Genomic DNA, 23,251 nt, shown 5'->3' on the forward strand with positions numbered 1-23,251 from the left:
GGGGGAAGCACCAGGATGAGCAACTGGAACCCGGGTGGGCAGCCGCCCTACGACCCGCACGGTCAGCAGCCGTATCCGCCGCAGCCCGGGCCGTACCCGCCCCCGGCCCCCGCACCGCCCGCCGGAGGCCATCCGCCCCAGGTCCCGCACCCTTACGCGCCGCACCCCGATCCGCCCTACCCGCCGTATCCGGTTGTGCCGACGCCCGCACCACCGGGGCCCTTCACGCGGCTACGGCAGAAGATCGGCCCCATCCACACCGCGCGCAGGGTCTTCAAGCCGTCCAGGCCGGGCATCATCGAGGACCCCCTGGTGACCCATATGCAGAAGATCCGCACCTTGGTGGGTCTGGGTGCGGTGGTGTGGATGTCGGTCACCTACAAGATCGCCGACTCCGTGAGTGACGTCGCCAGGGACCGCCTCAACCAGTCCTGGATCAGCGTCCTGGTGTTGTGCGTGACCTTCCCGGTCGTCGTGGGTGTCCTGCTCGCCCTGGCCGCGCCTTCGGCCCGCCGGGAGTTGCTGCGCAGGGCCGCCAGGTGCTTCGGCGCGATGGTGGCCATCGTGGCCGCGATGTTCGTATTCCCGTTGACCGTGCTCACCGACTTCGGCTTCGGCAGCAGCCGTTTCACCACCAACCCGGTGATGACCGCCGTCACCTACACCGCCAACGTGCTCATCATCGTGTGGGTGCTGCCCTTCGTCATCTACGGCATCGGGCTGGCCCTCGTCCACGTGTTCCGCACCGCCGACATCCACCAGACCATGCCGCCGCTCCTGGCCATGGCCCTTGTGTGGGAGATGGCGCTGATCGACGTGTTCACGGGCGCCCACGCGGGTCTGCCGGGGCCGGTCCGGGCCGTGTTCATCCTCGGCGCCCCCCTCTCCGTGACCGCGGTGGGCTTGTGGGAACTGCGCCGACTGCGCCTTCACTACGGCCTCACCGTCCGCGGCCTGCTCATGCGGTAGGCCGGGACGGGCGGACGGCTTCGGCGTCGCCGTCGGCGTTCGTGGCCGGGCGGGCCCTCAGCCCTGCGCCCTCTTCACCTTGCCCCGTCCCACCTTGCCCCGTCCGGCCTTCCCCCGCCCCACCTGCGTCCGTACCGCCCCCATGCTGGCGGCGACGACCAGGGCGATGGCGGCGGCCTGCGTGGTGGAGAGGGCTTGGTCGAGGACCAGGAAGCCCGCCGCCGCGGCGACCGCCGGCTCCAGGCTCATCAGGATGGCGAAGGTGGCGGCGGGCAGGCGGCGCAGGGCGAGGAGTTCGAGGGTGTAGGGGAGGACCGAGGAGAGGATCGCCACGGCAGCGCCCAGTGCGAGGGTCACCGGGTCGATGAGCTTCGTGCCCGATTCGACGATCCCCAGGGGCAGGAACAGTACGGCCCCCACCGCCATCGCGAGCGCCAGCCCGTCGGCCTGCGGGAAGCGTCGGCCCGTGCGGGCGCTGAAGATTATGTAGGCCGCCCACATGGCGCCGGCCCCCAGGGCAAAGGCGACACCTATGGGGTCGAGGCTGCCGAAGCCTCCGCCGCCGAGGAGGAAGACGCCGGCGAGGGCGAGTCCGGCCCAGACGACGTTGATCGCTCGGCGCGAGGTCAGGACGGAGAGGGCGAGCGGGCCGAGTACCTCCAGAGTGACCGCGGGGCCCAGCGGGATGCGGGCGACCGACTGGTAGAAGAGGCCGTTCATCGCAGCCATGGTGATACCGAAGACGATCACCGTGCCCCAGTCGGTGCGGGAGTGGCCGCGCAGGCGAGGCCGGCAGACCAGCAGCAGGACGACCGCCGCCACCAGCAGCCGCAGGGCCACCACCCCGAGCGCTCCGGCCCGCGGCATCAGGCTCACCGCCAGGGCGCCGCCGAACTGCACCGAGATCCCTCCGGCGAGCACCAGACCCACGGGGCCGAGGGAGCCCCAGCGGCGAGGGGCGCCGACCGTCGGCTCGGGGGTGGCCCGAGCGCGGGACGGTGCGGGCGTGGTGGCGGCGGCGTCAGGGGTACTCACGGGCGTTCCAGGGCTCGACTCAGGGACTCAGTTTGTTCACCATGCTGTACTGCACAGTCCAGAGTATTGGACATCGACAGGTGTGTGAACCCATTACGCCGCTGTCCCAGAGTGTGGACGCGCGGACTCCGAGGGTTGGGCGGACTCCGAGGGTTGGGCGGACTCCGAGGGAGGGGAGCTACCGCCGCGCCATGTACAGGTCCAGCGCCTTGTGCAGCAGCCGGTTGAGCGGGAAGTCCCACTCCCCCAGGTACTCGACGGCCTCTCCGCCCGCACCCACCTTGAAGCGGAGCAGGCCGAGGAGGTGGTTGGACTCCTCCAGCGTGTCGGTGATGCCGCGGAAGTCGTAGACAGCGGCGCCGAGTTCGTGGGCGTCGGCCATCATGCGCCACTGCATGGCGTTGTTCGGCTGGACCTCGCGCCTGCGGCTGGTGGAGGCGCCGTAGGAGTACCAGACGTGGTCGCCGACGGTCAGCATGGTGGCGGCGGCGAGGGTGTCGCCGTCGTGGTGGGCGAGGTAGAGCCGCATACGGTCGGGGTGTTCGGCGGTGAGCGCGGTCCACATCCGCTGGAAGTAAGGCAGCGGGCGCGGGATGAAACGGTCGCGTTCGGCGGTCTCGACGTAGAGGTCGTAGAAGACGGGCAGGTCCTCGTAGCCGCCCCGCACGACCTTCACGCCGGCCTTCCCGGCCTTCTTGATGTTGCGCCGCCACTGCTGGTTGAGGCCGCGCTGGATGTCGTCCAACGACCGCCCGGCGAACGGCACTTGGCAGACGTACCGCGGCTGCCCGACGGCGAAGCCCTCCTCGCTGCCCGGCTCGGTCTGCCGCCAGCCGGCCCGCCGCAGCCGGTCGGCGATGTCCTGGGCGCCCGGTTCACGGGACGTCGGCTCCGCGTCCCGCAGTCGCCGGGCGGCCGGGTCGGCGATGGCCGCCTTCACCGCCTCGGTGTTCCAGCGCCGCGCGACGACGGGCGGGCCCATTTTCACCGAGAAGGCGCCCTTGCCCTTGAGATAGGCGAGCATCGGCTGCAGCCAACGCTCGACGAGATCGGGCGCGTGCCAGTCGAGCAGCGGCCCCTCGGGCAGATACGCCAGGTACCTCTTCACCTTCGGCAGCGGCCGGTAGAGCACGAGCCCCGCCCCGGCCAGCCGCCCCTCCCCGTCGAACCAGCCCAGGCTCTCCGCCGTCCAGTCCGGCTTCACATCACCCCAGGAGGGGAGCTGCGTATGGCTGGCGGAAGGGCGGGCTGCGACGAACGAGAGGTGCTGGTCACGAGTGAGGGGCTCGATATGGAGGGGCGGTCGCGTCACGGGCTGGGCTCCTTGCGGGTGGCTGGTCGGGCCAGCCTACGAAGCCGCCTTCCGGGATCGTGGTCCCTGGCGTGCCCGTGTCGCTGTCGGGGATGACGCAGAACGCGAGGGCATCACGAGTGGGAACTCCGGACGAGCCCCTGCACAGTTCGCCCCCCTCACATCGCCACCATCACTCGCCCGACGGCGGACCTTCTGCCAACCTCTCGGCCGGCCCCTCCACCAGCCCTTCCGCCAGCCCCTCAGCCAGCACCTCGGCCAGATGCCTCCCCCGCACCCCCGCCAGCTGCTCCAGCTGCGTCCGGCAGGAGAACCCGTCCGCCAGCACCACAGTCCCCTCCCCCGCTCCCCGCACCGCCGGCAGCAACTGCTCCTCCGCGCACGCCACCGACACCTCGAAGTGCCCCTTCTCGAACCCGAAGTTGCCCCCGAGACCGCAACACCCACCGCTCAGCTCCCCGGTGAGCCCCGCGGCCTCACGCAGCCTGCGGTCGGCCGCGTCCCCCAGTACCGCGTGCTGATGGCAGTGGGTCTGCCCGACCGCCGCCCGGTCCACGCGGGGCGGCGTCCAGTCGGGGGCGTGGCGCTCCAGCGTCTCCGCGAAGGTCAGGACGCGGTCGGCCAGGAGGCGGGCGCGGGGGTCGTCGTGCAGCAGCTCCGGGAGGTCCGCGCGGAGGGCTGCCGCGCAGCTCGGCTCCAGGACGACCACCGGGGCGGCCGTCTCCAGCACCGGCTCCATGAGGTCGAGCGTGCGCCGCAGCACCGCGCGGGCGCGGTCGAGCTGCCCCGTCGAGATGTACGTCAACCCGCAGCAGACCCGACCCCGGCCCCGAAGGAGGGACACGGGATCCAGCGCCACAGTCGTACCGCCGCCCAGAGTCCGACCGTCACGCCCCGTCTCGCCGTCACCCGTCGGCGTCCTCTTCAGCCGCACCGTCGGCGGCAGCGCCACCCGCAGCCCGGCCGCCTCCAGCACGCGTACGGCCGCCTGCCCCACGGAGGGCGAGAGGTGCTCGGTGAAGGTGTCCGGCCACAGGATGACCAGGTCGCCGTCGCCGGCGGAAGCCTCTCCGCGCTGCCGCTCACCGCCCCCACCAACGGCCGCCGCCTCCTCCCTCCGCCGCTCCCACCACCCGCTGAACGTCCGTGTCGCCAGCCGCGGAATCTCCCGCTCCGGCGCGATCCCGCCGAGCCGTTTCGCCGTCCACGCCAAGGGCCGTACGGCGGCCAGGGCGTTGGCCAGTGACGCCGTACGCGTGCGTGCCACCGCGCGCAGCCACTGCGGCAGTCGGCCCATGCTGTAGTGCGCGGCGGGGCGTCGGCGGCCCTCGTAGTGGTGGTGCAGGAACTCCGCCTTGTACGTGGCCATGTCGACCTCGACCGGGCAGTCGGACCGGCACCCCTTGCAGGACAGGCACAGGTCCAGCGCGTCCCGCACCTCCGTCGACCGCCACCCGTCGGTCACCAGCTCCCCGGCCAGCATCTCGTGCAGCAGCCGGGCACGCCCGCGCGTGGAGTGCTCCTCCTCGCCGGTCGCGCGGAACGAAGGGCACATGACGGCAGAGCCGGACGCCGATGTCGTACGGCACTTGGCGACCCCGACACACCGCCGTACGGCTGCCGAGAAGTCGCCGCCGTCGGCGGGGTAGCCGAAGGCCACGTCGACCGGCTTGCGGGGCAGGACGGCGAAGCGGAGGTTCGAGTCGAGGGGGGCCGGGCGCACCAGCATCCCCGGGTTGAGCAGGTCGTCGGGGTCCCAGACGCCCTTCGCCCGCTCGAAGAGGGCGACCATGTCGTCGCCGTACATCTTCGGCAGCAACTCGGCGCGCGCCTGCCCGTCCCCGTGCTCCCCCGACAGCGAGCCCCCGTGCGCGACGACGGCCTCGGCGAGCTCCTCCGAGAAGCGCCGGAAGCGGTCGACGCCCGCCTCGGTCAGCAGGTCGAAGTCGATACGGACGTGGATGCAGCCGTCGCCGAAGTGCCCGTACGGCGTCCCGCGCAGCCCGTGGGCGGTCAACAGCGCGCGGAAGTCGCGCAGGTACGCCCCCAGCCGCTCCGGGGGCACCGCGCAGTCCTCCCAGCCGGGCCAGGCTTCGCTGCCGTCCGGCATACGGGTCGCCGTACCGCTCGCGTCCTCCCGGATGCGCCACAGGGCCCGCTGCCCGGCCGGATCGGTCACGACCAGCGCGTCGACGACGTCGGCGGCCCGCACGATCGCCTCCGCACGCGCGCGTGCCTCCGCCGCCGACTCCCCGCCCGTCTCCACGAACAGCCAGGCCCCGCCCTTGGGCAGCGCGGCCGAAGCCGCCGGGGGCACGAGGTCCGCCGCCATGCCCTCCACCGTCAGCGGCCCGTACGGCAGCAGCCCCGCCGCCGCCTCAGCGGCCGCGCTCTCGTCGGCGTACGCCAGCACGGCGAGGGCACGCGCGCGTGGCGCCTGAACCAGCCGTACGGTCGCCTCGGTGAGGATGCCGAGGGTGCCCTCGCTCCCACAGAAGGAACGGGCGACGTCGGCGCCCTTCTCGGGGAGCAGGGCGTCGAGCGCGTACCCGGAGATGCGGCGGGGCAGTTCGGGGAAGCCGGTCCGCAGGCGAGCCAGGTCCGCGTCCACCAGCTCCCGGAGCCCGTCCGGCGCGCCGGCCCATCCCTGCCCGAGCCGCAGCCGCTCCCCGCGTCCGCTGATCACGTCCAGCTCCCGCACGCTGTCCGCGGTCGTCCCCCACGCCACCGAGTGCGAGCCGCACGAGTTGTTGCCGATCATTCCGCCGAGCGTGCACCGGCTGTGGGTGGAGGGATCGGGGCCGAAGCGGAGCCCGTGCGGGGCGGCGGCGTCCTGGAGGCGGTCTAGGACGAGGCCGGGCTGGACGACGGCGGTGCGGGTCTCCGGGTCCAGGGACACGATCCGGTTCATGTGGCGGGTGAAGTCCAGCACGATGCCGGTGCCGGTGGCCTGTCCCGCGATCGAGGTACCTCCGCCACGCGCCACGACCGGCACTATGTGGTCCCGGCACACCTCCAGTACGGCGGCGACGTCGTCGGCGTCATGTGGTGCCACCACACCCAATGGGACACGCCGGTAGTTGGAAGCATCCATGGTCGTGAGCGCCCGGGAGGTGACATCGAAGTAGACGTCTCCCCGGACGGCCTTGCGCAGCTCCGCCTCTAGTTCCGACATATCTCCACTCAATCAGCCCACCCGGCCTCGAGTCCGACGCCCACCGAAACGCCGTCTCACCCGACGGACGAGGTTTCACCCAGGTTTCCCGAAACAGCTACGCTCCCACCGTGGCTGAGATCCAGATTCCCGCTGACATCAAGCCCGCCGACGGACGTTTCGGCGCGGGCCCCTCCAAGGTGCGGACGGAAGCGCTGGACGCGCTGGCCGCGACCGGTACCTCTCTCCTCGGCACCTCCCACCGTCAGGCCCCGGTCAAGAACCTGGTCGGCCAGGTGCGCGAGGGCATCTCCGAGCTGTTCCAGCTGCCCGACGGCTACGAGGTCGTCCTCGGCAACGGCGGCTCCACCGCGTTCTGGGACATCGCGACGCACGGCCTGATCGAGAACAAGTCGCAGCACCTCACCTTCGGTGAGTTCAGCTCGAAGTTCGCCAAGGCCGCGAAGCTCGCCCCGTGGCTCGCCGAGCCGGAGGTCATCTCCACCGACCCGGGCACGCACCCCGAGCCGGTCGCCGCGGCTGGCGTCGACGTCTACGCCTTCACGCACAACGAGACCTCCACCGGCGTCGCCATGCCGATCAAGCGTGTGGCCGGTGCCGACGAGGGTGCCCTGGTCCTCGTGGACGCCACCTCCGGCGCCGGCGGCCTCCCGGTCGACGTCTCCGAGACGGACGTCTACTACTTCGCCCCGCAGAAGTCCTTCGCCTCCGACGGCGGCCTGTGGATCGGCGTCTTCTCCCCGGCCGCGATCGAGCGCGCCGAGCGCATCCACGCGTCCGGCCGCCACATCCCGGAGTTCTTCTCGCTCCCCACGGCGATCGACAACTCCCGCAAGAACCAGACGTACAACACCCCGGCGCTCGCCACCCTCTTCCTGCTGAACCAGCAGCTGGAGTGGATCAACGGCCAGGGCGGCCTCGACTGGGCGGTCCGCCGTACGGCCACCTCCGCCCGCACCCTGTACGGCTGGGCCGAGGACATCAAGTACGCCAACCCGTTCGTCACCGACCCGGCCAAGCGCTCCCAGGTCATCGGCACGATCGACTTCACGGACGAGGTCGACGCCGCCGCCGTCGCCAAGGTCCTGCGCGCCAACGGCATCGTCGACACCGAGCCCTACCGCAAGCTCGGCCGCAACCAGCTGCGCGTCGCGATGTTCCCGGCGATCGACCCGGCGGACATCGACGCGCTGACGAAGTGCATCGACTACGTGATCGAGAAGCTCTGAACACTCAGCAGCTCTGATCACTTCGGTACGACGACGAAGGGCGCCCGGTGTTCACCGGGCGCCCTTCGTCGTGAGCGTGGCCTGACCTGCGGGATTTACCTCGGATGCAAATCGGGGGCCGGTCGAGTCTGGGTATCGGTGACATTGTCCGGGGCGCTCGTCGGCAGCAAGGCTGCAGTTCGTCGATCGAACGGCGAACGGGAGTTGCCCGATGGAACCAGCCGCAAGCCCACCCCGTGGCCTCTCGCTGCCGGAGATTCTCGCGGCCCGTGCCCAGGCCCACCCGGACGCCCTGGCCCTGCGCTTCCTGCCCGACGGTACGACGGATCACCCGGTGGACTGGACGTACCGGGATCTGGACCGCAGGTCACGGCTGGTGGCTCGGGGGCTTCGTCGGCGTGGGCTCGCGGGTGGGCGGATGGTCCTGGCGCTGGACCCCGGACTCGACTACGTGGCCGCGCTCTTCGGCGTGCTGCGGGCCGGATGCACCGTGGTGCCCGCGTTCCCGCCGTCCGGCCGACGTGCGGTTGCGCGCTTTGTGTCCGTCCTCGCCGACTGTGCGCCGCAGGCCGCCCTGGCCGACGGCCGGTTCGCGTCGAAGGCGGCGGAGTTGGCGGGGGCGTACCCGAACGACGGCAACGGGGAGAGCGTCCAGTGGATCTTCCCTGACGAGCGGCCCTGTCGCAGGGACGACGGCACCGATACGTCGGTGCGGCTCGCCGACCCGGCGCTGATCCAGTACAGCTCCGGCTCGACCGGTGACCCCAAGGGCATCGTGCTGACCCACGAGAATCTGGTCGGCAACTGCCGGGCCCTGGAGGCGCACATCGGGATGGAGCCCGACCGGGTCGGCTGCTCCTGGCTACCGCCGTATCACGACATGGGCCTGATGGGCACCATCATGCTGGCCGTGCACGGCGGCTGGCCGCTGGTCATGATGGCGCCGGGGCACTTCGTGCAGGACCCGCACCGCTGGCTGAAGGCGTTGACCGAGTACCGGGTGACGATCACGGTCGGGCCCAACTTCGCCTTCGACCTGTGCACTTCGTCGATCTCGGATGCGGACCTCGCCGGGCTCGACCTGTCCTCGCTGCGCCAGGTGTTCTGCGGGAGCGAGCCCATTTCCGCCGCGACGCTGGAGAGGTTCCGGGAGCGGTTCGCCGGCTGTGGTTATGACGCGGCGTCGGTGATCCCGTGCTACGGCCTGGCCGAGGCGACCTTGTTCGTCACGGGCAGCGCGGCGACGAGCGGTGCCGTGCGGACCGAGCCCCTAGACGGAACCGGTACGCCGGTGGTCGGTTGCGGCATCGCCGCGGTGGGCCATGAGGTTCTGGTGGTCGATCCGGGGGCCCTGACCGTGTTGCCGGAGGGGCGGGTCGGTGAGATCTGGGTCGCGGGTCCGAACGTCGCGGCCGGCTACTGGCGGCGGCCGGACCTGAGCGCCGAGACGTTCGGCGCCCGCCTGTCCGGCGCGACGGAGGCGGGCCGGAAATACCTGCGCACCGGCGACCTGGGCTTCGTACGCGACGGTGAACTGTTCGTGACCGGGCGGCTGAAGGACCTGATCGTCGTCGACGGCCGCAACCTCTACCCACAGGATCTCGAGGCGTCGGTGGAGCGCTGCCACGGGGAGTTGCGCCGGTCCGCCGTCTTTTCCGTGCCCGGCGAGGGAGAGCAGGTGGTCGTCGTCGCCGAATTCTGGGGCAGGTCCCGGGAGTTCGCGACGGCGGAGCGGACCCTGCGTGCCGAGGTGACCGCGGCGATCACCGGCGACCACGGAGTGCGGCCCGCCGAGATGCACTTCGGACCGCCCGGCACGGTGCTGACCACCACGAGCGGCAAGGTGCGCCGCAGGGCGACCCGGGCCGCGTTCCTGGAGGGGACGTTGAAGCGTTTCGCGGTGCCGTACGGCAGTACGGCGGCGGCACGATGAGCGCCGCGGCGGCCGGACAGGCGGTCGGTCGGGAGCCCGAAAAGGGGAAGCCCGAGGTGGGTGAGATCGATGCCGGGGCCCGGCGGTTCGCCTATGTGACGGTGGGCGTTCCGACCTCGGGTGCCGTCGCGGCGGTGGTGTTCGCGATGCGCTACGGGTTCAGCCGGGTGGACTTCGCTCTGCTCGCCGGCATGTACGCGGTGACGTCGCTGGGCATCGAGGGCGGCTTCCATCGCTTCTTCTCCCACCGCTCGTTCTCCGCGAAGCCGGTGATGACCTCGCTGTGGGCGATCGCGGGCAGCATGGCCGCCCAGGGGCCGGTGGTGTTCTGGGTGGCGATCCACCGGCAGCACCATGCCTTCACCGACCGGGAGGGTGACCCGCACTCGCCCCGGCCGCTGGGCCAAGGCCGTCTGGCCCGCCTGCGGGGTCTGTGGCACGGGCACGCGGGCTGGCTGTTCAAGGTGCGCCGGCAGAACTGGGCCAGGCTCGCCCCCGACCTGGTGCGCAACCGGCTGGTCATGCGGCTGAACCAGTACTACGTCGGGTGGGTCCTGCTGGGCCTGGCACTGCCGACGCTGCTCGGCTGGCTGCTGACGGGGACGGTGCGTGGGGCCGTGGGCGGCCTGCTCTGGGGAGGCCTGGCGCGGATCTTCCTGCTCGACCACGTGACGTGGTCCGTCAACTCCATCGGCCACACGCTGGGGAACCGGCCCTACCGCACACGTGACGGCAGCAGAAACGTGCCGCCCCTGGTGCCCTTCTCGGTCGGTGGCGCCTGGCACAACAACCACCACGCCCGGCCCTCGCTCGCGCACAACCGGCACGGGTTCTGGCAGTTCGATCCGACCGGGACCGTCATCCGGGTCCTGGACAAGCTCGGCCTGGTGTCCGATGTGCGCTACCCGGACCGAAAGACCGTGAAAGGAAAGGGAGTTGCCTGATGTCCTCAGCCAGTACTGACGCGGCGGTGTTGGCGAAAGCCGTCGTCCGGCTGGACCCGATCAGTCTGCGCACCAAGCGCTTCGCCGCGCTGACCACGATGATCCTGCCGCTGCTGGGTACCGCGGCGGCGGCGTATTTCCTGCTGACCGGCCGGTTCACGGCCGTCGACCTCTGGCTGTTCGCGGGGATGTACTTCGTCCACATGTTCGGCATCACGGTGGGCTTCCACCGGTACCTGGCGCACAAGGCCTTCCGCACGGGGCCGGTGTTCGAGGCGATCATGATGATCACCGGTTCCATGGGAGCCCAGGGTCCCCTGATGTGGTGGGTGACGACGCACCGGCGCCACCATCGGTTCAGCGACCGGGAGGGCGACCCGCACTCGCCCAATCTGCACGGGCGCACTCTCCAGCAGCGACTGCACGGCCTGTGGTACGCCCATATGCCGTGGATGCTCAGTGACGAGAACTCCCGGTGGTCGGTGTTCGCCCCCGACGTCCTGCGCGACCGTCGGCTGATGTACTTCCACCGCACCTACCCCGTCTGGGTCGTCAGTGGGGTGATCCTGCCGGGGCTGATCGGCTGGACCGTCGAGGGGAGCGCGCGGTCCGCCCTCACCGGTGTCGTCTTCGGTGGCCTGGCACGGATCTTCCTGGCCAACCAGGCGGCCTGGATGGTCGGTTCCGTCTGCCACGCGATAGGCGGGCGCCCGTTCGCGAACGAGGACCGCAGCGCCAACAACTGGCCGGTCGCGCTGCTCACCTTCGGGGAGGGACTGCAGAACAACCACCACGCCTTCCCCGGTTCGTACCGGCACGGCGTGACCTGGCTGGAGCCGGACCTCAGCGGGTGGATCCTCGCCGGCCTCGGCAAGGTCGGTGTGGTGCGGGAGCTGCGTGAACCGTCCAGGGAACAGATTCAGACCAAGCGTGAGCGGGCGTTGTCCACCAAGAAGGCGGAGTGAGCGGCATGTTCAAGAAGAAGGTCGTCCGGCCGAGCGGCCCGCTAACGCAGTCCGTGCTGCGTGACTGGCTGGTGGAGTACGTTGCCGGTCATCTCAAGGTCGGCGAGGACGACATCGACACCTCGGTCACCTTCGAGGCGTTCGGCCTCGACTCCCGGACGGCGGTCCAGGTGTCCGGCGCGCTGGAGAAGGTCGTGGAGCGCAGGCTCTCTCCCGGGCTGCTCTACGAGTACCAGACCATCGACGAGCTGAGCGCCCACCTCGCCAAGGAGCTCGGGTGAGCGACCTCGACGTCCGCACCGCCCGCCGCGCATGGATGTGCCTGCTGTGCGGCTGGGTCTACTACGAGGAGCTGGGCGCCCCGGAGGAGGGGATCGCGCCCGGTACCCGCTGGGAGGACGTGCCCGACGACTGGCTGTGCCCCGAATGCGGCGCCGCCAAGGGCGACTTCGTCATGGAACCGCTGTAACCGATAGCAACGCTGTAAGCGATGGCACCGCTGTAACCGATCGTCGTCGTAGCCATAGCCCGTGCTCCTGCGGCCGCACCTGCCGCAGGAGCACGTCCATGCGCCGGTCCGCCGCCGGCGGCCAGGACAGGAGTAGACGTGTTCACCTTCCCCCTCGATCCCCAGGCTCTGTTACGGGAGCGCACCCGGCAGTTGACCAGGCTCGGCATCCCGGCCGGCATCGTGGCGCGGGCCACGGCCGAGATCGACGACATGTGGGGGGCGGGGACGGGCGGCTGGGTACCGGTGTGGGCCCGGCACGCCGAACGAGCCGAGCGGCAAGGGAAGTTGCTGTCGGCCTCACTGTGCTGGGGCGCGGCCCGGTTTCCCGCACTGGCCACCCCCGAGCGGCAGTTGGCCCAGGAGCGGCAGCTGGACTGCTATCTGAGGGCCGCCCGGCATTTCCCCGTACGTTTCCAGCGGCTGGTCCTCGACGTTCCGCACGGCACCGGGACCACCCCGGTCCCGGTGCATCTGTTCCGGCGCCGCGGCGGCACCGCGTCCGAGCCTCGCGCCGTGCTCCTGGTCTCCGGCGGAGTCGACACCTGGAAGATGGACCTGCACCGTCTCCTCGTGGCGTCGGCGCTGGCCACCGGCCTGCTCGTGGCCGCCGTAGACATGCCCGGCACCGGGGAGTCGGCGCTGCCCCTCACTCCTGACAGCGAGTTCGTCCTCACCGGAGTGGTCGATCTACTGCGCGGTCACTACGGGAAACCGGTCGGCTTCTTCGGCCTGAGTTTCGGGGGCCACTGGGCCGCCAAGCTCGCCCTGCTCGGCCGGGTCGACGCGGCCGTCGACGTGGGCGGACCGACCGGCATCACCGACCGCGGCCCCGGTGAGCTCATGGGCATGCCCCACGGCATGGCGGGCATCATCGGCAACGCTCTCGGCCTGGGTGAGCTGCCCGACGACGAGACCTTCGCGGACCTGTTCGGGCGGTTCTCGCTCCGCCGGCAGGGGCTGCTGGCCCGCACGGGCGGCGCCCCGCTCCTGGCGGCCAACGGCTCCGACGACCAGTACATCCCGCGCGCCGACGTCACCGGACTCGGTGGGCGGGCGGCCACCACAGTGTGGATCGTCCGCGGTGCCACCCACTGCGCTCCCGAACACTTCGCCCCGCTCGTCGCGGCGGCCTGGGCCTGGCTGGCGGCCCGCCTCACTCCGGGGCGGGCGACCCGGCTGGCCGAGGAGGCGCTGCTGCTCGCGCTCCGGCCCCTCCTCGTGGCGCCCGCTTCCGTGCTGCCGTGAGCCCGCCCCGTCGCATCCGGTTCCGTGCCGGGTGGGGCCCGCCCGTCACACCCGGTTTCCGTGCCCCGTGCGGCCCACCCGTCACACCCGGGACGTGCCGGCCGGTTCCGCCGTCTGCACGGGGGCGACCTCCAGCGCGGTCAGCTCGTCCCTCAGGTACAGCTCACGCATCCTGGCGCGCTGGATCTTCCCGCTGGTGGTGCGCTCGACCGAGCCCGGGGCGACCAGCAGGGTCGAGGCCCGCGGGATCTGGAAGGCGTGGCGGATGTGGCTGGTCACAGCGGCCGCGAGTTCGGCGGTTCCCGTGCCGTCGAGATGCTTGGGCCTGACCTCCTGGACCAGGACCACGTGCTCGGGATGGCCGCCGAGCGCGAAGGCCGCGGCGGCCCCTGTGGCCAGCGCCGGGTGCAGGGGGCGTACGGATTCCTCGATGTCGTGGGGGTAGAGGTTGCGCCCGTTGACGATGATCAGGTCCTTGATCCGGCCGGTGACATACAGTTCGCCGTCGAGGAGTGCGCCCAGGTCGCCCGTGCTCAGGAAGCCGCCCTGTCCGTCGGCGGTGGTTCGGCCGAAGGTCTCCGCCGTCCGCTCGGGGTTGTTCCAGTAGCCCGCCCCGACACTGGGCCCGGTCACCCAGATCTCCCCGATGCGTCCCTCGGGAAGCACCTCCAGGGTGTCGGGGTCGACGATGCTCACCCCGAGGATCCCGGCCCGCCCGCTGCTCACCAGGTGCTGGACCGCCGCGCCGGACGGCGCCGGGGTCAGCCGTCCCTGCTGGAACGAGGCCGCGTCGACAGCACAGGTGCGCAGGCCCCGCAGTCGCGGAGTCCCGGTCACCAGCAGCGTCGCCTCGGCCAGGCCGTAGCAGGGGCTCATCGCCTCGGCGCGCAGGCCGGCGGGGGCGAAGCGGCGGGTGAAGCGCTCCAGCACGGGGATGCTGATCGGCTCGGCGCCGTTGAGGGCCACTTCCAGGGAGGACAGGTCGAGTTGGGCCAGTTGCTCGTCGCTGGTACGCCGGGCGGCCAGTTCGTAGGCGAAGTTGGGGGCCGGGGTGATGGTGGCCCGGTAGTGGCTGATCGCCTCCAGCCAGGAGAAGGGGCGCTTGAGGAACGCCAGTGGCGACATGTAGTACAGGGTGCCGCCCAGGTAGAGGGGGTGCAGAAGCTGCCCGATCAGGCCCATGTCGTGGAAGTGCGGCAGCCAGCCCACTCCCCGGATCTCCGAGGTGGAGCCGGCGGCCTCGGCGATCGCCTCCTGGTTGGCGACGACGTTGGCGTGGGTGACGATCACTCCCTTGGGGGTGCTCGTCGAACCCGAGGTGTACTGCAGGAAGGCGACCGTGTCGCCGGTCGGCGCGAACGGCCGCCAGTCCTCGGGGTCCGCGGCCAGGTCGTCGGAGGCGACGTGGTCCAGGCCGGTGTCGCCGGAGTCGAGCCACTCCCGCAGCAGGGGCATCGTCGGCGTGTCGGTGAGCAGATGGCCGATTCCGGCGTCCGCCACGATGCCCGACAGCCGGTCGAGGCTGCGTCGGCGGCCGTCGGGCGGCGGCGCGGGTACGGCGATGACGCCCGCGTAGAGGCAACCGAGGAACGCGTCCAGGAACGCGGGCCCGGGCAGATGGGCCAGCAGCACCCGGTCCCCCGGCCGCGTACGGGCCTGCAGCCAGGCGGCGACGCGGCGGGCGCTGCGGTCCAGGTCGGCATAGGTCGAGACGATCTCGTCCGTTCCCGGCGTGCCGTCCTCCAGATAGACCGTGGCGACGCGATCGCCCTGCTCGGCCGCCCATCTGCGCAGGACCGTGACGAAGTCCGGCCGCTGGGCCGGCTCGGGTGCGGTCCCGGGCGTGGTGCTACGCATGGTCTTTCTCCCTCTCCCGAAGGTGGCTGCCGCCCTCGCGCCAGCCGCTGGTGATGGGCAGTCGGCGATCGCGGCCGAAGTTCTTCGCCGTGATCTTCGGACCGGGTGGATACTGGCGTCGCTTGTACTCGGCCAGGTCGACGAGCCGGACGACACGGTCCACGAGGTCGGGGTCGTGCCCCGCCGCGATCAGCGCGTGGCTGCCGCCGTCGTTCTCGACGTAGTCGCGCAGCAGTGGGTCCAGGACCTCGTACGGGGGCAGTGAGTCGCTGTCGAGCTGGTCGGGCCGCAGCTCCGCCGACGGCGGTTTGTCGATGATGTGCTGCGGGATCGGGGCCGTACCGAACGGGTGCAGCCAAGCGGCCGGACCGGTCTGCTCGTTGCGCCAGCGGCACAGCTGCCACACCAGCGTCTTGCTCACGTCCTTGAGCGGGGCGAAGCCGCCCGCGGAGTCGCCGTACAGCGTGGAGTAGCCGGTGGCGATCTCGCTCTTGTTGCCGGTGGTGAGCACGAGATGGCCGTGCTCGTTGGACAAGGCCATCCAGATCGCGCCCCGCACCCGCGCCTGGAGGTTTTCGGCCGCCAGTCCGTGCAGGTCGATCTCGGCCTCGAAGGCGTCGACGATCGTACGGATCGGGACCGTCCGGGCGTTGAGTCCCTGGCGCTTGACGAGTTCGTCCGCGTCGGTGATCGAGTGCTCGCTGGAGTACCGGCTGGGCAGCAGCACGGCATGGACGTCGCCGGGACCGATCGCGTCCGCCGCGAGGGTCGCGACCAGGGCGGAGTCGACGCCGCCCGACAGACCGAGGATCACGGAACGGAAGCCGTTCTTGCGGACGTAGTCGCGCACCCCGCACACCAGGGCCGCGTACACCTCCGCGAGCGGATCGAGGGCAGGGGCGAGGGACGCCGGCAGGCGTTCGTACGGTGCGAGCGGGGACTCGGAGACGACCGTGCGCTCGACGGTCGGCCCGGCGGGCCGGGTCTCGTCGTCGAGCCCGGGCAGTGTCCGCCAGGGCCTGACCGTCCGTACGGCATCGGGGAAGTCGAGGTCGGCCACGAGCAGCTGCTCCTCGAACTGCCTTGCAGACGCGAGGAGTTCACCGTTGGGGCCGACGACCATCGAGGCCCCGTCGAAGACCAGCTCGTCCTGTGCGCCCACCAGGTTGCAGTAGGCCATCACGGCCCCGGTCTCCCGGGCCCGCCTGGCGCACAGCTCACGGCGTACCTCGCTCTTGCCGCGTTCGTACGGCGAGGCGTTGAGCACGGCGAGGAGCCGTGCCCCGGCCTCGCGGGTCAGCGCGAGGGGGCCGCCGTCCTGCCAGAGGTCCTCGCAGATGGCGACGGCGATGTCGACGCCGTGCAGGCGGAACACCGGCAGCCGGGTGCCCGGCGTGAAGTGGCGGGCCTCGTCGAAGACACCGTAGGTGGGCAGGTGATGCTTGGCCGTGCGCAGGACCACCCGCCCGTGGTGGAGCAGTGCCGCGGCGTTCAGTGCGCCGGCGCGGCCGCGGTCCAGGTAGCCGACGAGGGCGGGCAGGTCACCCAGCCCCTCGTCCGCCAAACGGCCTGCCAGAGCCTCGAGTTGTGCCACCGAGGCGTCCACGAAGGACGGCCGCAGGGCGAGGTCCTCCACCGGGTATCCGGTGACCGCCATCTCGGGGAAGATCACGAGGTGCGCCCCCGCGTCGGCGGAGCGCCGTGTCCATTCGACGATGCGGTCGGCGTTCCCGTTCAGGTCGCCGACGACGGTGTTGATCTGGGCCAGGGCGATGCGTAGTTGCATCACGTTCCTCCGTGGTCAGGCCGTCGTGAACGTCAGCGCGATGTTGTGGCCACCGAAGCCGAACGAGTCGGTGACGGCGGCGGCGGTGTCCAGTTGCCGGGGCCGGCCGGCCACCACGTCGAGCCGCACTTCGGGGTCGAGCCGTTCGAGATTGGCGGTCGGCGGGACGATCCCGTGCCGCAGGGTGAGCACGGTCGCGATCGCCTCGACGGCTCCCGCGGCGCCGAGGAGATGGCCCAACGCCCCCTTGGGGCCGGTCAGTACGGGGTGGTCGCCGAGCGCGGAGCGGATCGCGACGGTCTCGGGGATGTCACCGACCACCGTGGAGGTGGCATGCGCGTTGACGTGGCCGACGTCCTTGGGGAGCAGGCCGGCGCTGCGGACCGCGGCGCCGATCGCCCGTGCCTGCCCCCGCCCGGTCGGGTCGGGAGCGGTGATGTGGTGGGCGTCCGCGCTGGTCCCGACCCCGGCGAGACGCGCGTACGCCTTGGCGCCCCTGGCCCGGGCGTGCTCGGCCCGCTCCAGCACCAGGATTCCGGCGCCCTCCCCGAGGACGAAGCCGTCCCGGTCGACGTCCCAGGGCCGCGACGCCCGCTCGGGATCGTCGTTGCGCAGGCTCAGGGTGCGGGCTCGGGCGAACGCCGCCATCGTGACTCCGGTGAGGCTGGCCTCCGCCCCGCCGGCGACGACGATGTCCGCCTCGTTCGTGCGCAGCATCCGCCACGCCCACGCCAGCGCCTCGGCTCCGGACGCGCACGCCGAGACCGGGGCGTGCACGCCGGCCCGGGCGCCGATGGCCAGACCGACGTGCGCCGCGGGTCCGTTCGGCATCAGCATCGGCACCGTCAGCGGGGACATCTGGCGCAGCCCGTCCCGGGCCAGCAGCTCGGCCTGTTCCAGGAGCGTGCGCACGCCTCCGATGCCGGTTCCGACGACGACACCGACCCGGTCCGGGTCGACCCGGTCGCCGGCCTTGGCGTCCTCCCAGGCCTGTTCGGCGGCCACGACCGCGGCCTGGGCGCAGCGGTCCAGCCTGCGGGCCACACCACGCGGCAGGGCGGTGGCCGGGTCCACCGCGAGCGGAGCGCCGATCCGGACCGGCAGCCGGTACTTCTCGACGAACTCGGCATCCAGCCTGCGGACGCCACTGCGTCCGGCCAGCATCTCGTTCCAGGTGGACCAGACGTCACCGCCGAGAGGTGTGGTCGCGCCCAGGCCGGTGACGACTATGTCGTTGTCGCTCATGGCTCCCTCCGCGCAGGTCCGCCGGCCGTCAGGCCCGCGCGGCCAGGACGAGCTGCACCGCGTCCCCGACGGTGAGGAGTTCGGCCAGTTCCTCGATGGCGATGTCGAGTTCGAAGGTGGCCTCGGTCTGCGCGGCGATCTCGATCATGGACAGGGAGTCGATGTCCAGGTCGTCGACGAAGCGCTTGTCCAGGGAGACGCGGTCGGCGGGGACCTCGGCGATCTCCTCGATGATCGCGGCGAGCTTCGCCAGGATCTCCTGCTGTTCGGCGCTCACGGGGGCCTCTGTATGGGTGGTCATGTTCCGTTCCTTTCCGATCCGTTGGGGTCAGGCAGCGAGCCGCGAGCCCTGGGGCACGCCCAGCACCCGACCGAAGAAGTCGGCGCCGTCGGCGCGGATCTCGGCGCCGTGGCCGGTGCAGCAGTGGTCGCCGTCCGCGAAGGTCAGCAGGGTCACGTCCTGCTCGGCATGCATGCCGAGGAGGGTGTCGCGCAGCCACTCCTTGTCGCGAACCTTGACGAGCGGGTCCTTCGCGCCGTGCACGATCCGCACCGGGACCTCGATCCGGCGCAGGATCCCGGGGTCGGTGATGGAGAAAACGCTCTGGTAGTCCGGCAGTTCGTCGGGACCCTCGATGCCGAGGACCTGGCCGTACTTGCTCTTGAGGAAGTACGGCAGCTTCTTCCACCGCCCGGCGTCGACGGGGCCGCCCAGGTCGTAGACGGCGGCGACGCGTTCGTCGGCAGCGGCGGCCTTGAGGGCCCACAGGCCGCCCCAGCTGATACCGATCACACCGACGCGGCTCGCGTCGAGGCCGTAGGGGCCGGCGAGGGCATCGATGGCGGCGGGGACGATCTCGTGGAAGTTGCCCGGCCAGGTCTTGTCCTCCAGGATCAGGCTCTCGCCCTGGCCCGGCCCGTCGATGCCCAGCACTGCGAAACCGGCCTCGCACAGGCCGTTCTCGGTGGCGAGGTGCTCCTCCTTGGTGTCGTCCATGCCGTGCAGGATCACGACGAGGGGCAGGCCGCGGCCGTCCTCGGGCGCCCGCTCGGGCAGGTGGAGGTTGGCGGCGTACTCGTGTCCGTCGAAGGGGACACGCACCCGCAGGTAGTTCTCGCCCCAGACCAGCGTCTCGGCCTCGATGTAGTAGTCGCGCGACTTGCGGTACGCCTGGCGCTTCAGGTCGGTCATCGGCAGCGAGCCCCACTGGGCCATGTGCGCCAGGTACGACAGCCGCCGCAGCAGCTCCACCCGCCGCTCGCGGGTGTGGGTCGTCGCCGTCCCCAGCTCGCGCTCGGCCGCGTCCACCAACTCCATGGCGGCCTGCGGCCAGTCGTCGATGCTGTCGATGCCGGCCAGGAACCGCATGAGGGTCTCGTCGTCGATGCCGGACATGCGCCAGCGGTTCCAGAACGGCCGGGTGACGTTCTTGACGCCGATGACGTGGGAGAGCGAGCTGACCGCGCGGCGGGCGACGTGGTCGACGAAGCGGTAGCCGCCGATGTCCGCCCTGTTCTTGCGGGCGCTCGTTGTGTCGGTCATTTGTCGACTCCGAACTTCAGGCGCTCCACGGGCGTCAGCTCGATGAGCTTCGCGCCCATGCGGACGGCGTCCTCGTCGAGTACGGCGACGTCGGCCGGCGTCGGTTCGTCGGACAGCCGGCGCTCATGGGCGTCGATGATCTGGTAGAGGTCGAATCCGTACTGGTTCCGCATGACCTTGCGCCCGAGCTCGTTCATCATGCAGTTCGTGCTGCAGGCGCCGGTGTTCTTCGGCATGTGCCAGCCGGCCCGCTCCAGGTCGGCGATCTGCTCCTTGAACGGCGGCTTCTCGACGAACTCGTAGAACGGGATGAGCACGCTGCGGCACTCGGCGGTCTTGAGCAGCTCGGCGGATTCGGGCGCGTTCGACTCCGCGTGCTGCCGCATCGGGGCGACGAACTTGTCGAGCATGCTCATCACCGGAGGCAGCGCGCCGCCGGACAGGGCCGGGGAGCCGGCCAGGTCCATCCGGTTCTGGCCCTTCTGGGTGCCGATGAAGCAGAAGGCGACGTCGTTCTCGTGGCAGTACAGGGTGGCCTGTGCGGCGATCGTGGCGAAGCACGGCCAGCAGGCCGAGCCGTAGGTCATGGCCGAGCGCATCAGCTCCGGATCGCCGGTCTCGTTCACGGTGAAGCCGAGCCGGAACAGCGTGTCCATCGGGTCGCGGGGCGGCTTGGCGATGACCAGTTCGACGCCCAGGCTGTCGCACAGTTTCTGCGCGTTCCTGATCGCGGCCGGCGACTGGTACCCCTGGTCCAGCATCCAGGCGACGACGTTCAACTCCTTGCGCTTCGCCAGGTCGATGAGCATCCAGCTGGAGTCCTTGCCGCCGCTGTAGAGCACCATGGCGTCGACGGAGCCGGGCTTCTTCTCCGGCACGCTGCCCACCAGTTCGGTCAGCGAGCGGATGCCGGAGGGCAGTACGGAGTTGACCTTGCCGAGGACCGAGGCCAGGCCCCGGGTGCCACGGCTCTTGGCCTGGTACGTGCGCAGGATCAGGTCGAGGATCCACTGGTTGTCGGTGCTCTGCCCGGTGCGGTCCACCACCTTGGCCCCGCTCGCGCAGTGCAGGCACAGCTCGGGGTCGGGCGAGGGCGGCTTTCCTTCCGCGGACAGCAGGAAGGCGTCGTACGCCAGCGGCATTCCGCACCGCGTGCAGACGGATTGGTCGGGTGTCAGTGCTGTCACTGTCTGCTCCCCTTCAGAAGTCAGGCGGCGGTGCCGGGCGCGACGGCAGCCAGGATCTTGTCGATGGGCAGGGGGTTGGGGCCGCACTGCAGCGTGGGGATGCTCAGCCCGTTCGCGAGGTAGGCGTCCTCGTAGGCGAGGATCGTCTCGATCGACGGCTCGCCGATGGTGCGCGGCAGCCGGTCGTCCAGGGCGAGGAGCATGCCCTCGGTCTGGCAGGTCCAGGCCGTGGTGCTGTTGCCGTCGGCGTCCACGTCGGCGAAGTCGAAGGGGAAGCCGGAGGTGTAGCCGATGCCGGAGCAGTCGACCAGGCCCGCGTCGCACGGCACGATGTCGGCCGCCTCGGTGACACGCCGCCACGCCTTGTCGCGGTCCCAGCAGTACGGCTGGCTGTCGTCGATCAGGACCGTGCCGGGCGCGACCTTGTCGATGTCCACGACATACGGGGTGCTGACCGCGCTGACCAGGACGTCGGTGGCGTAGCAGGCACTGCCGGGCACGAGCGCGCCGAGCGAGTCGGTGACCTCGGTGAGCGTGGGCGTCCCGGTCCGCTCCTCGAACTCCCGGGCCAGCTTCTCGAGTTTGCCGGCGGCCTGGGGGCGGTCCACCAGGACCAGCTCCCGTGGCGGACGCCCGCTCGCCTGCAGCAGCTGGGTGAAGGCTCGGCCGATGCTGCCGACGCCGAGCACGGTCAGCCGCTGGGTGCCGGGGTCGCGCTGCAGCTCCTTGATCGCCTGCCAATAGGTCTGGTGGACGCCGACGGCGGTGAGGGCGTGGCCGGTGGTCACCGTCATGCCCGCTTGCGCGGCCGGCTCGACCAGCCGTCGGCCGTACAGGGACAGGGCCCCGGTGAGCCCGCCGAGGCAGAGGATCTTCGCCCCGACCTTGGCGGCCATGCGGACGGCGTCCTCCTGCAGGATCTGCGCACAGCGCCGGCGGCTCTTGGGCTCGATGAGCTCATGGGCGAAGAAGGGCAGGAACATGATGCCGACGGTGAAGGAACCGGTGCTGATGATCTCGCCGAACATGGGGTTGAGGTGGCGCTGCAGTCCCGCGACATCGCGCTGGTCGAGCTTGTCGATGAAGGGGAACAGACGCGGTGCGTCCCCCTCGTCACGGGGATGCGTCAGCAGGACGACGTCTACGGTCCCTTTGCCGTCCTGGGCATCGAGCCAGTCGAAGAGTGCGTTCGGGCCGAGGTAGCGGGTGGGTTGGGACATGGCTGTCCTCCGGGTAGCGCGGCAGGTGGATGCGGTGACGTGGCGGCGGGTGAATTGCGGTGGGTGAGGGACGAGCGCCCTCGGAGGCTGATCAGGGAGCGGTGATGACCTGGGCCGCACAGGTGAGGCCGTGGCCGAAGCCCAGCAGCAGCACGGGGTCGCCGGAGTGCAGCCGGCCCTGCTCGGTCATCCGGGACAGCGCCAGCGGGATGGAGGCGGCGGAGGTGTTGCCCGACTCGACGATGTCGTCGGCCACCAGCGCCTGAGGAGCGCCCAGTTGGCGGGCCAGGGACCGGACGATCCGCAGGTTGGCCTGGTGCGGGACGAACGCGGCCAGTTCGGTGGGCGCGACCCCGGCGCGCCGGCATGCCTCCAGCGCGACCGGCGCCAGCGAGGTCGCCCAGCGGTAGACGGCCTGGCCGTCCTGGGCGAAGAAGGAGTGCCGGTCCCTGACGGTGATCTTGTCGGCGTTCCGGCCCGAACTGCCCCAGGCGACCGGGCCGATCCACCCGTCGTGGGAGCCTCGCCCGGCCAGCACGGCGGCGCCCGCCGCATCCGCGAAGATCACGCAGGTCGACCGGTCCGACGGGTCCACCCAGGCCGACATCTTGTCCGAGCCGATCACCAGCGCGTTGCGGGCGGACCCCGCGCGCAGCGCGTCGGCGGTGACGGCCAGCGCGTAGGTGAAGCCGGCGCAGCCCGCGTTGATGTCGTAGGCCCCGGGCGCCTCGATGCCCAACCGGTGCGCGACGGCGGGCGCCGCGACGGGTATCTGGGTCTCCTGGGTACAGGTCGCCAGGACCACGAGGTCGATCTCGTCGGCCGGCAGTCCACTGGCGGCCAGGGCCTTCGCCCCGGCGTGGACCGCCATGTCCGTCACCGACTCCTGTGGGGCGGCGATGTGCCGGCTGGCGATCCCGACGCGGCTGCGGATCCACTCGTCGCTGGTGTCCACCCGGGCGGCGAGTTCCTCGTTGGTGACCACGCGCTCGGGCTGGTAGTGGCCGAACGCCAGGATCCGCGGCCCCGTCGATGTCCGCGCCGACGTCCGCCGTGTCTGTGCGCTCATCGACGCACCTGGCAAGTGATCATCTC

Annotated in this window: 19 protein-coding genes; 8 read left to right on the top strand and 11 right to left on the bottom strand. The window is 71.2% G+C overall.

The genetic code is table 11. From position 1 onward, the window contains the following. Positions 1 to 15 precede the first annotated feature (15 nt). Positions 16 to 969, top strand: a complete 954-nt coding sequence (locus tag EHO50_RS20620; protein ID WP_246101273.1) for a hypothetical protein — start codon at positions 16 to 18, stop codon at positions 967 to 969. A gap of 57 nt (positions 970 to 1,026) precedes the next feature. Here EHO50_RS20620 and EHO50_RS20625 read toward each other — a convergent pair whose 3' ends face one another. The 3 genes from EHO50_RS20625 to EHO50_RS20635 form a co-directional block, all read right to left on the bottom strand. Continuing rightward, on the bottom strand, positions 1,027 to 2,004 hold the full coding sequence (locus EHO50_RS20625) for an EamA family transporter (RefSeq protein ID WP_128431859.1): 978 nt from the start codon (positions 2,002 to 2,004) through the stop codon (positions 1,027 to 1,029). Positions 2,005 to 2,182: 178 nt separating this feature from the next. Next, entirely contained in the window at positions 2,183 to 3,316 is a 1,134-nt protein-coding gene (locus EHO50_RS20630) for a lipid II:glycine glycyltransferase FemX (RefSeq protein WP_128431862.1), read from the bottom strand. Between the two features lie 172 nt (positions 3,317 to 3,488). Further along, positions 3,489 to 6,491: an FAD-binding and (Fe-S)-binding domain-containing protein gene (locus tag EHO50_RS20635; RefSeq protein ID WP_128431864.1), complete on the bottom strand. Its 3,003-nt coding sequence runs from the start codon at positions 6,489 to 6,491 to the stop codon at positions 3,489 to 3,491. 110 nt (positions 6,492 to 6,601) lie between these two features. On the opposite strand from EHO50_RS20635, the gene serC reads away from it, so the two are divergent. The 7 genes from serC (at position 6,602) to EHO50_RS20670 (ending at position 13,318) form a co-directional block, all read left to right on the top strand. Continuing rightward, on the top strand, positions 6,602 to 7,720 hold the full coding sequence (gene serC / locus EHO50_RS20640; RefSeq protein ID WP_128431866.1) for a phosphoserine transaminase: 1,119 nt from the start codon (positions 6,602 to 6,604) through the stop codon (positions 7,718 to 7,720). 211 nt (positions 7,721 to 7,931) lie between these two features. Beyond that, positions 7,932 to 9,653, top strand: a complete 1,722-nt coding sequence (locus EHO50_RS20645) for a fatty acyl-AMP ligase (protein WP_128431868.1) — start codon at positions 7,932 to 7,934, stop codon at positions 9,651 to 9,653. 56 nt (positions 9,654 to 9,709) lie between these two features. After that, positions 9,710 to 10,597, top strand: a complete 888-nt coding sequence (locus EHO50_RS20650) for an acyl-CoA desaturase (RefSeq protein WP_246101275.1) — start codon at positions 9,710 to 9,712, stop codon at positions 10,595 to 10,597. Then, entirely contained in the window at positions 10,597 to 11,562 is a 966-nt protein-coding gene (locus tag EHO50_RS20655) for an acyl-CoA desaturase (RefSeq protein ID WP_128431872.1), read from the top strand. Before EHO50_RS20650 ends, EHO50_RS20655 begins: the two co-directional genes overlap by 1 nt. A 5-nt stretch (positions 11,563 to 11,567) precedes the next feature. Then, entirely contained in the window at positions 11,568 to 11,843 is a 276-nt protein-coding gene (locus EHO50_RS20660; protein WP_128432547.1) for an acyl carrier protein, read from the top strand. Next, a complete protein-coding gene (locus tag EHO50_RS20665; RefSeq protein WP_425472236.1) occupies positions 11,840 to 12,031 on the top strand; it encodes a rubredoxin in 192 nt (63 codons plus the stop codon). The genes EHO50_RS20660 and EHO50_RS20665 overlap by 4 nt, the downstream gene beginning before the upstream one ends. A 138-nt stretch (positions 12,032 to 12,169) precedes the next feature. Further along, positions 12,170 to 13,318: an alpha/beta hydrolase gene (locus tag EHO50_RS20670; RefSeq protein WP_128431874.1), complete on the top strand. Its 1,149-nt coding sequence runs from the start codon at positions 12,170 to 12,172 to the stop codon at positions 13,316 to 13,318. A gap of 81 nt (positions 13,319 to 13,399) precedes the next feature. Here the strand turns inward: EHO50_RS20670 and EHO50_RS20675 are convergent, their stop codons facing one another. The 8 genes from EHO50_RS20675 to EHO50_RS20710 form a co-directional block, all read right to left on the bottom strand. Further along, positions 13,400 to 15,175: a fatty acyl-AMP ligase gene (locus EHO50_RS20675; protein ID WP_128431876.1), complete on the bottom strand. Its 1,776-nt coding sequence runs from the start codon at positions 15,173 to 15,175 to the stop codon at positions 13,400 to 13,402. Next, positions 15,168 to 16,961, bottom strand: coding sequence for an NAD+ synthase (locus EHO50_RS20680; RefSeq protein ID WP_246101277.1), 1,794 nt, complete (start codon positions 16,959 to 16,961; stop codon positions 15,168 to 15,170). The genes EHO50_RS20675 and EHO50_RS20680 overlap by 8 nt, the downstream gene beginning before the upstream one ends. A gap of 15 nt (positions 16,962 to 16,976) precedes the next feature. After that, positions 16,977 to 18,206 (bottom strand): beta-ketoacyl-[acyl-carrier-protein] synthase family protein, encoded by a 1,230-nt coding sequence (locus tag EHO50_RS20685; RefSeq protein WP_128431880.1) that lies wholly within the window; start codon positions 18,204 to 18,206, stop codon positions 16,977 to 16,979. A gap of 28 nt (positions 18,207 to 18,234) precedes the next feature. Then, entirely contained in the window at positions 18,235 to 18,507 is a 273-nt protein-coding gene (locus EHO50_RS20690) for an acyl carrier protein (protein WP_128431882.1), read from the bottom strand. A 27-nt stretch (positions 18,508 to 18,534) separates the two neighbouring features. Further along, positions 18,535 to 19,749: an alpha/beta hydrolase family protein gene (locus EHO50_RS20695; protein ID WP_128431884.1), complete on the bottom strand. Its 1,215-nt coding sequence runs from the start codon at positions 19,747 to 19,749 to the stop codon at positions 18,535 to 18,537. Continuing rightward, complete coding sequence (locus EHO50_RS20700) at positions 19,746 to 20,936, bottom strand: adenine nucleotide alpha hydrolase family protein (RefSeq protein WP_128431886.1); 1,191 nt, start codon at positions 20,934 to 20,936, stop codon at positions 19,746 to 19,748. Before EHO50_RS20700 ends, EHO50_RS20695 begins: the two co-directional genes overlap by 4 nt. A 20-nt stretch (positions 20,937 to 20,956) precedes the next feature. After that, complete coding sequence (locus tag EHO50_RS20705; RefSeq protein WP_128431888.1) at positions 20,957 to 22,156, bottom strand: hypothetical protein; 1,200 nt, start codon at positions 22,154 to 22,156, stop codon at positions 20,957 to 20,959. A 91-nt stretch (positions 22,157 to 22,247) separates the two neighbouring features. Continuing rightward, on the bottom strand, positions 22,248 to 23,225 hold the full coding sequence (locus EHO50_RS20710) for a beta-ketoacyl-ACP synthase III (protein ID WP_128431890.1): 978 nt from the start codon (positions 23,223 to 23,225) through the stop codon (positions 22,248 to 22,250). Positions 23,226 to 23,251: the final 26 nt, after the last annotated feature.

Source organism: Streptomyces cyaneus (assembly GCF_004028635.1).
Taxonomy (GTDB): Bacteria; Actinomycetota; Actinomycetes; order Streptomycetales; family Streptomycetaceae; genus Streptomyces; species Streptomyces cyaneus.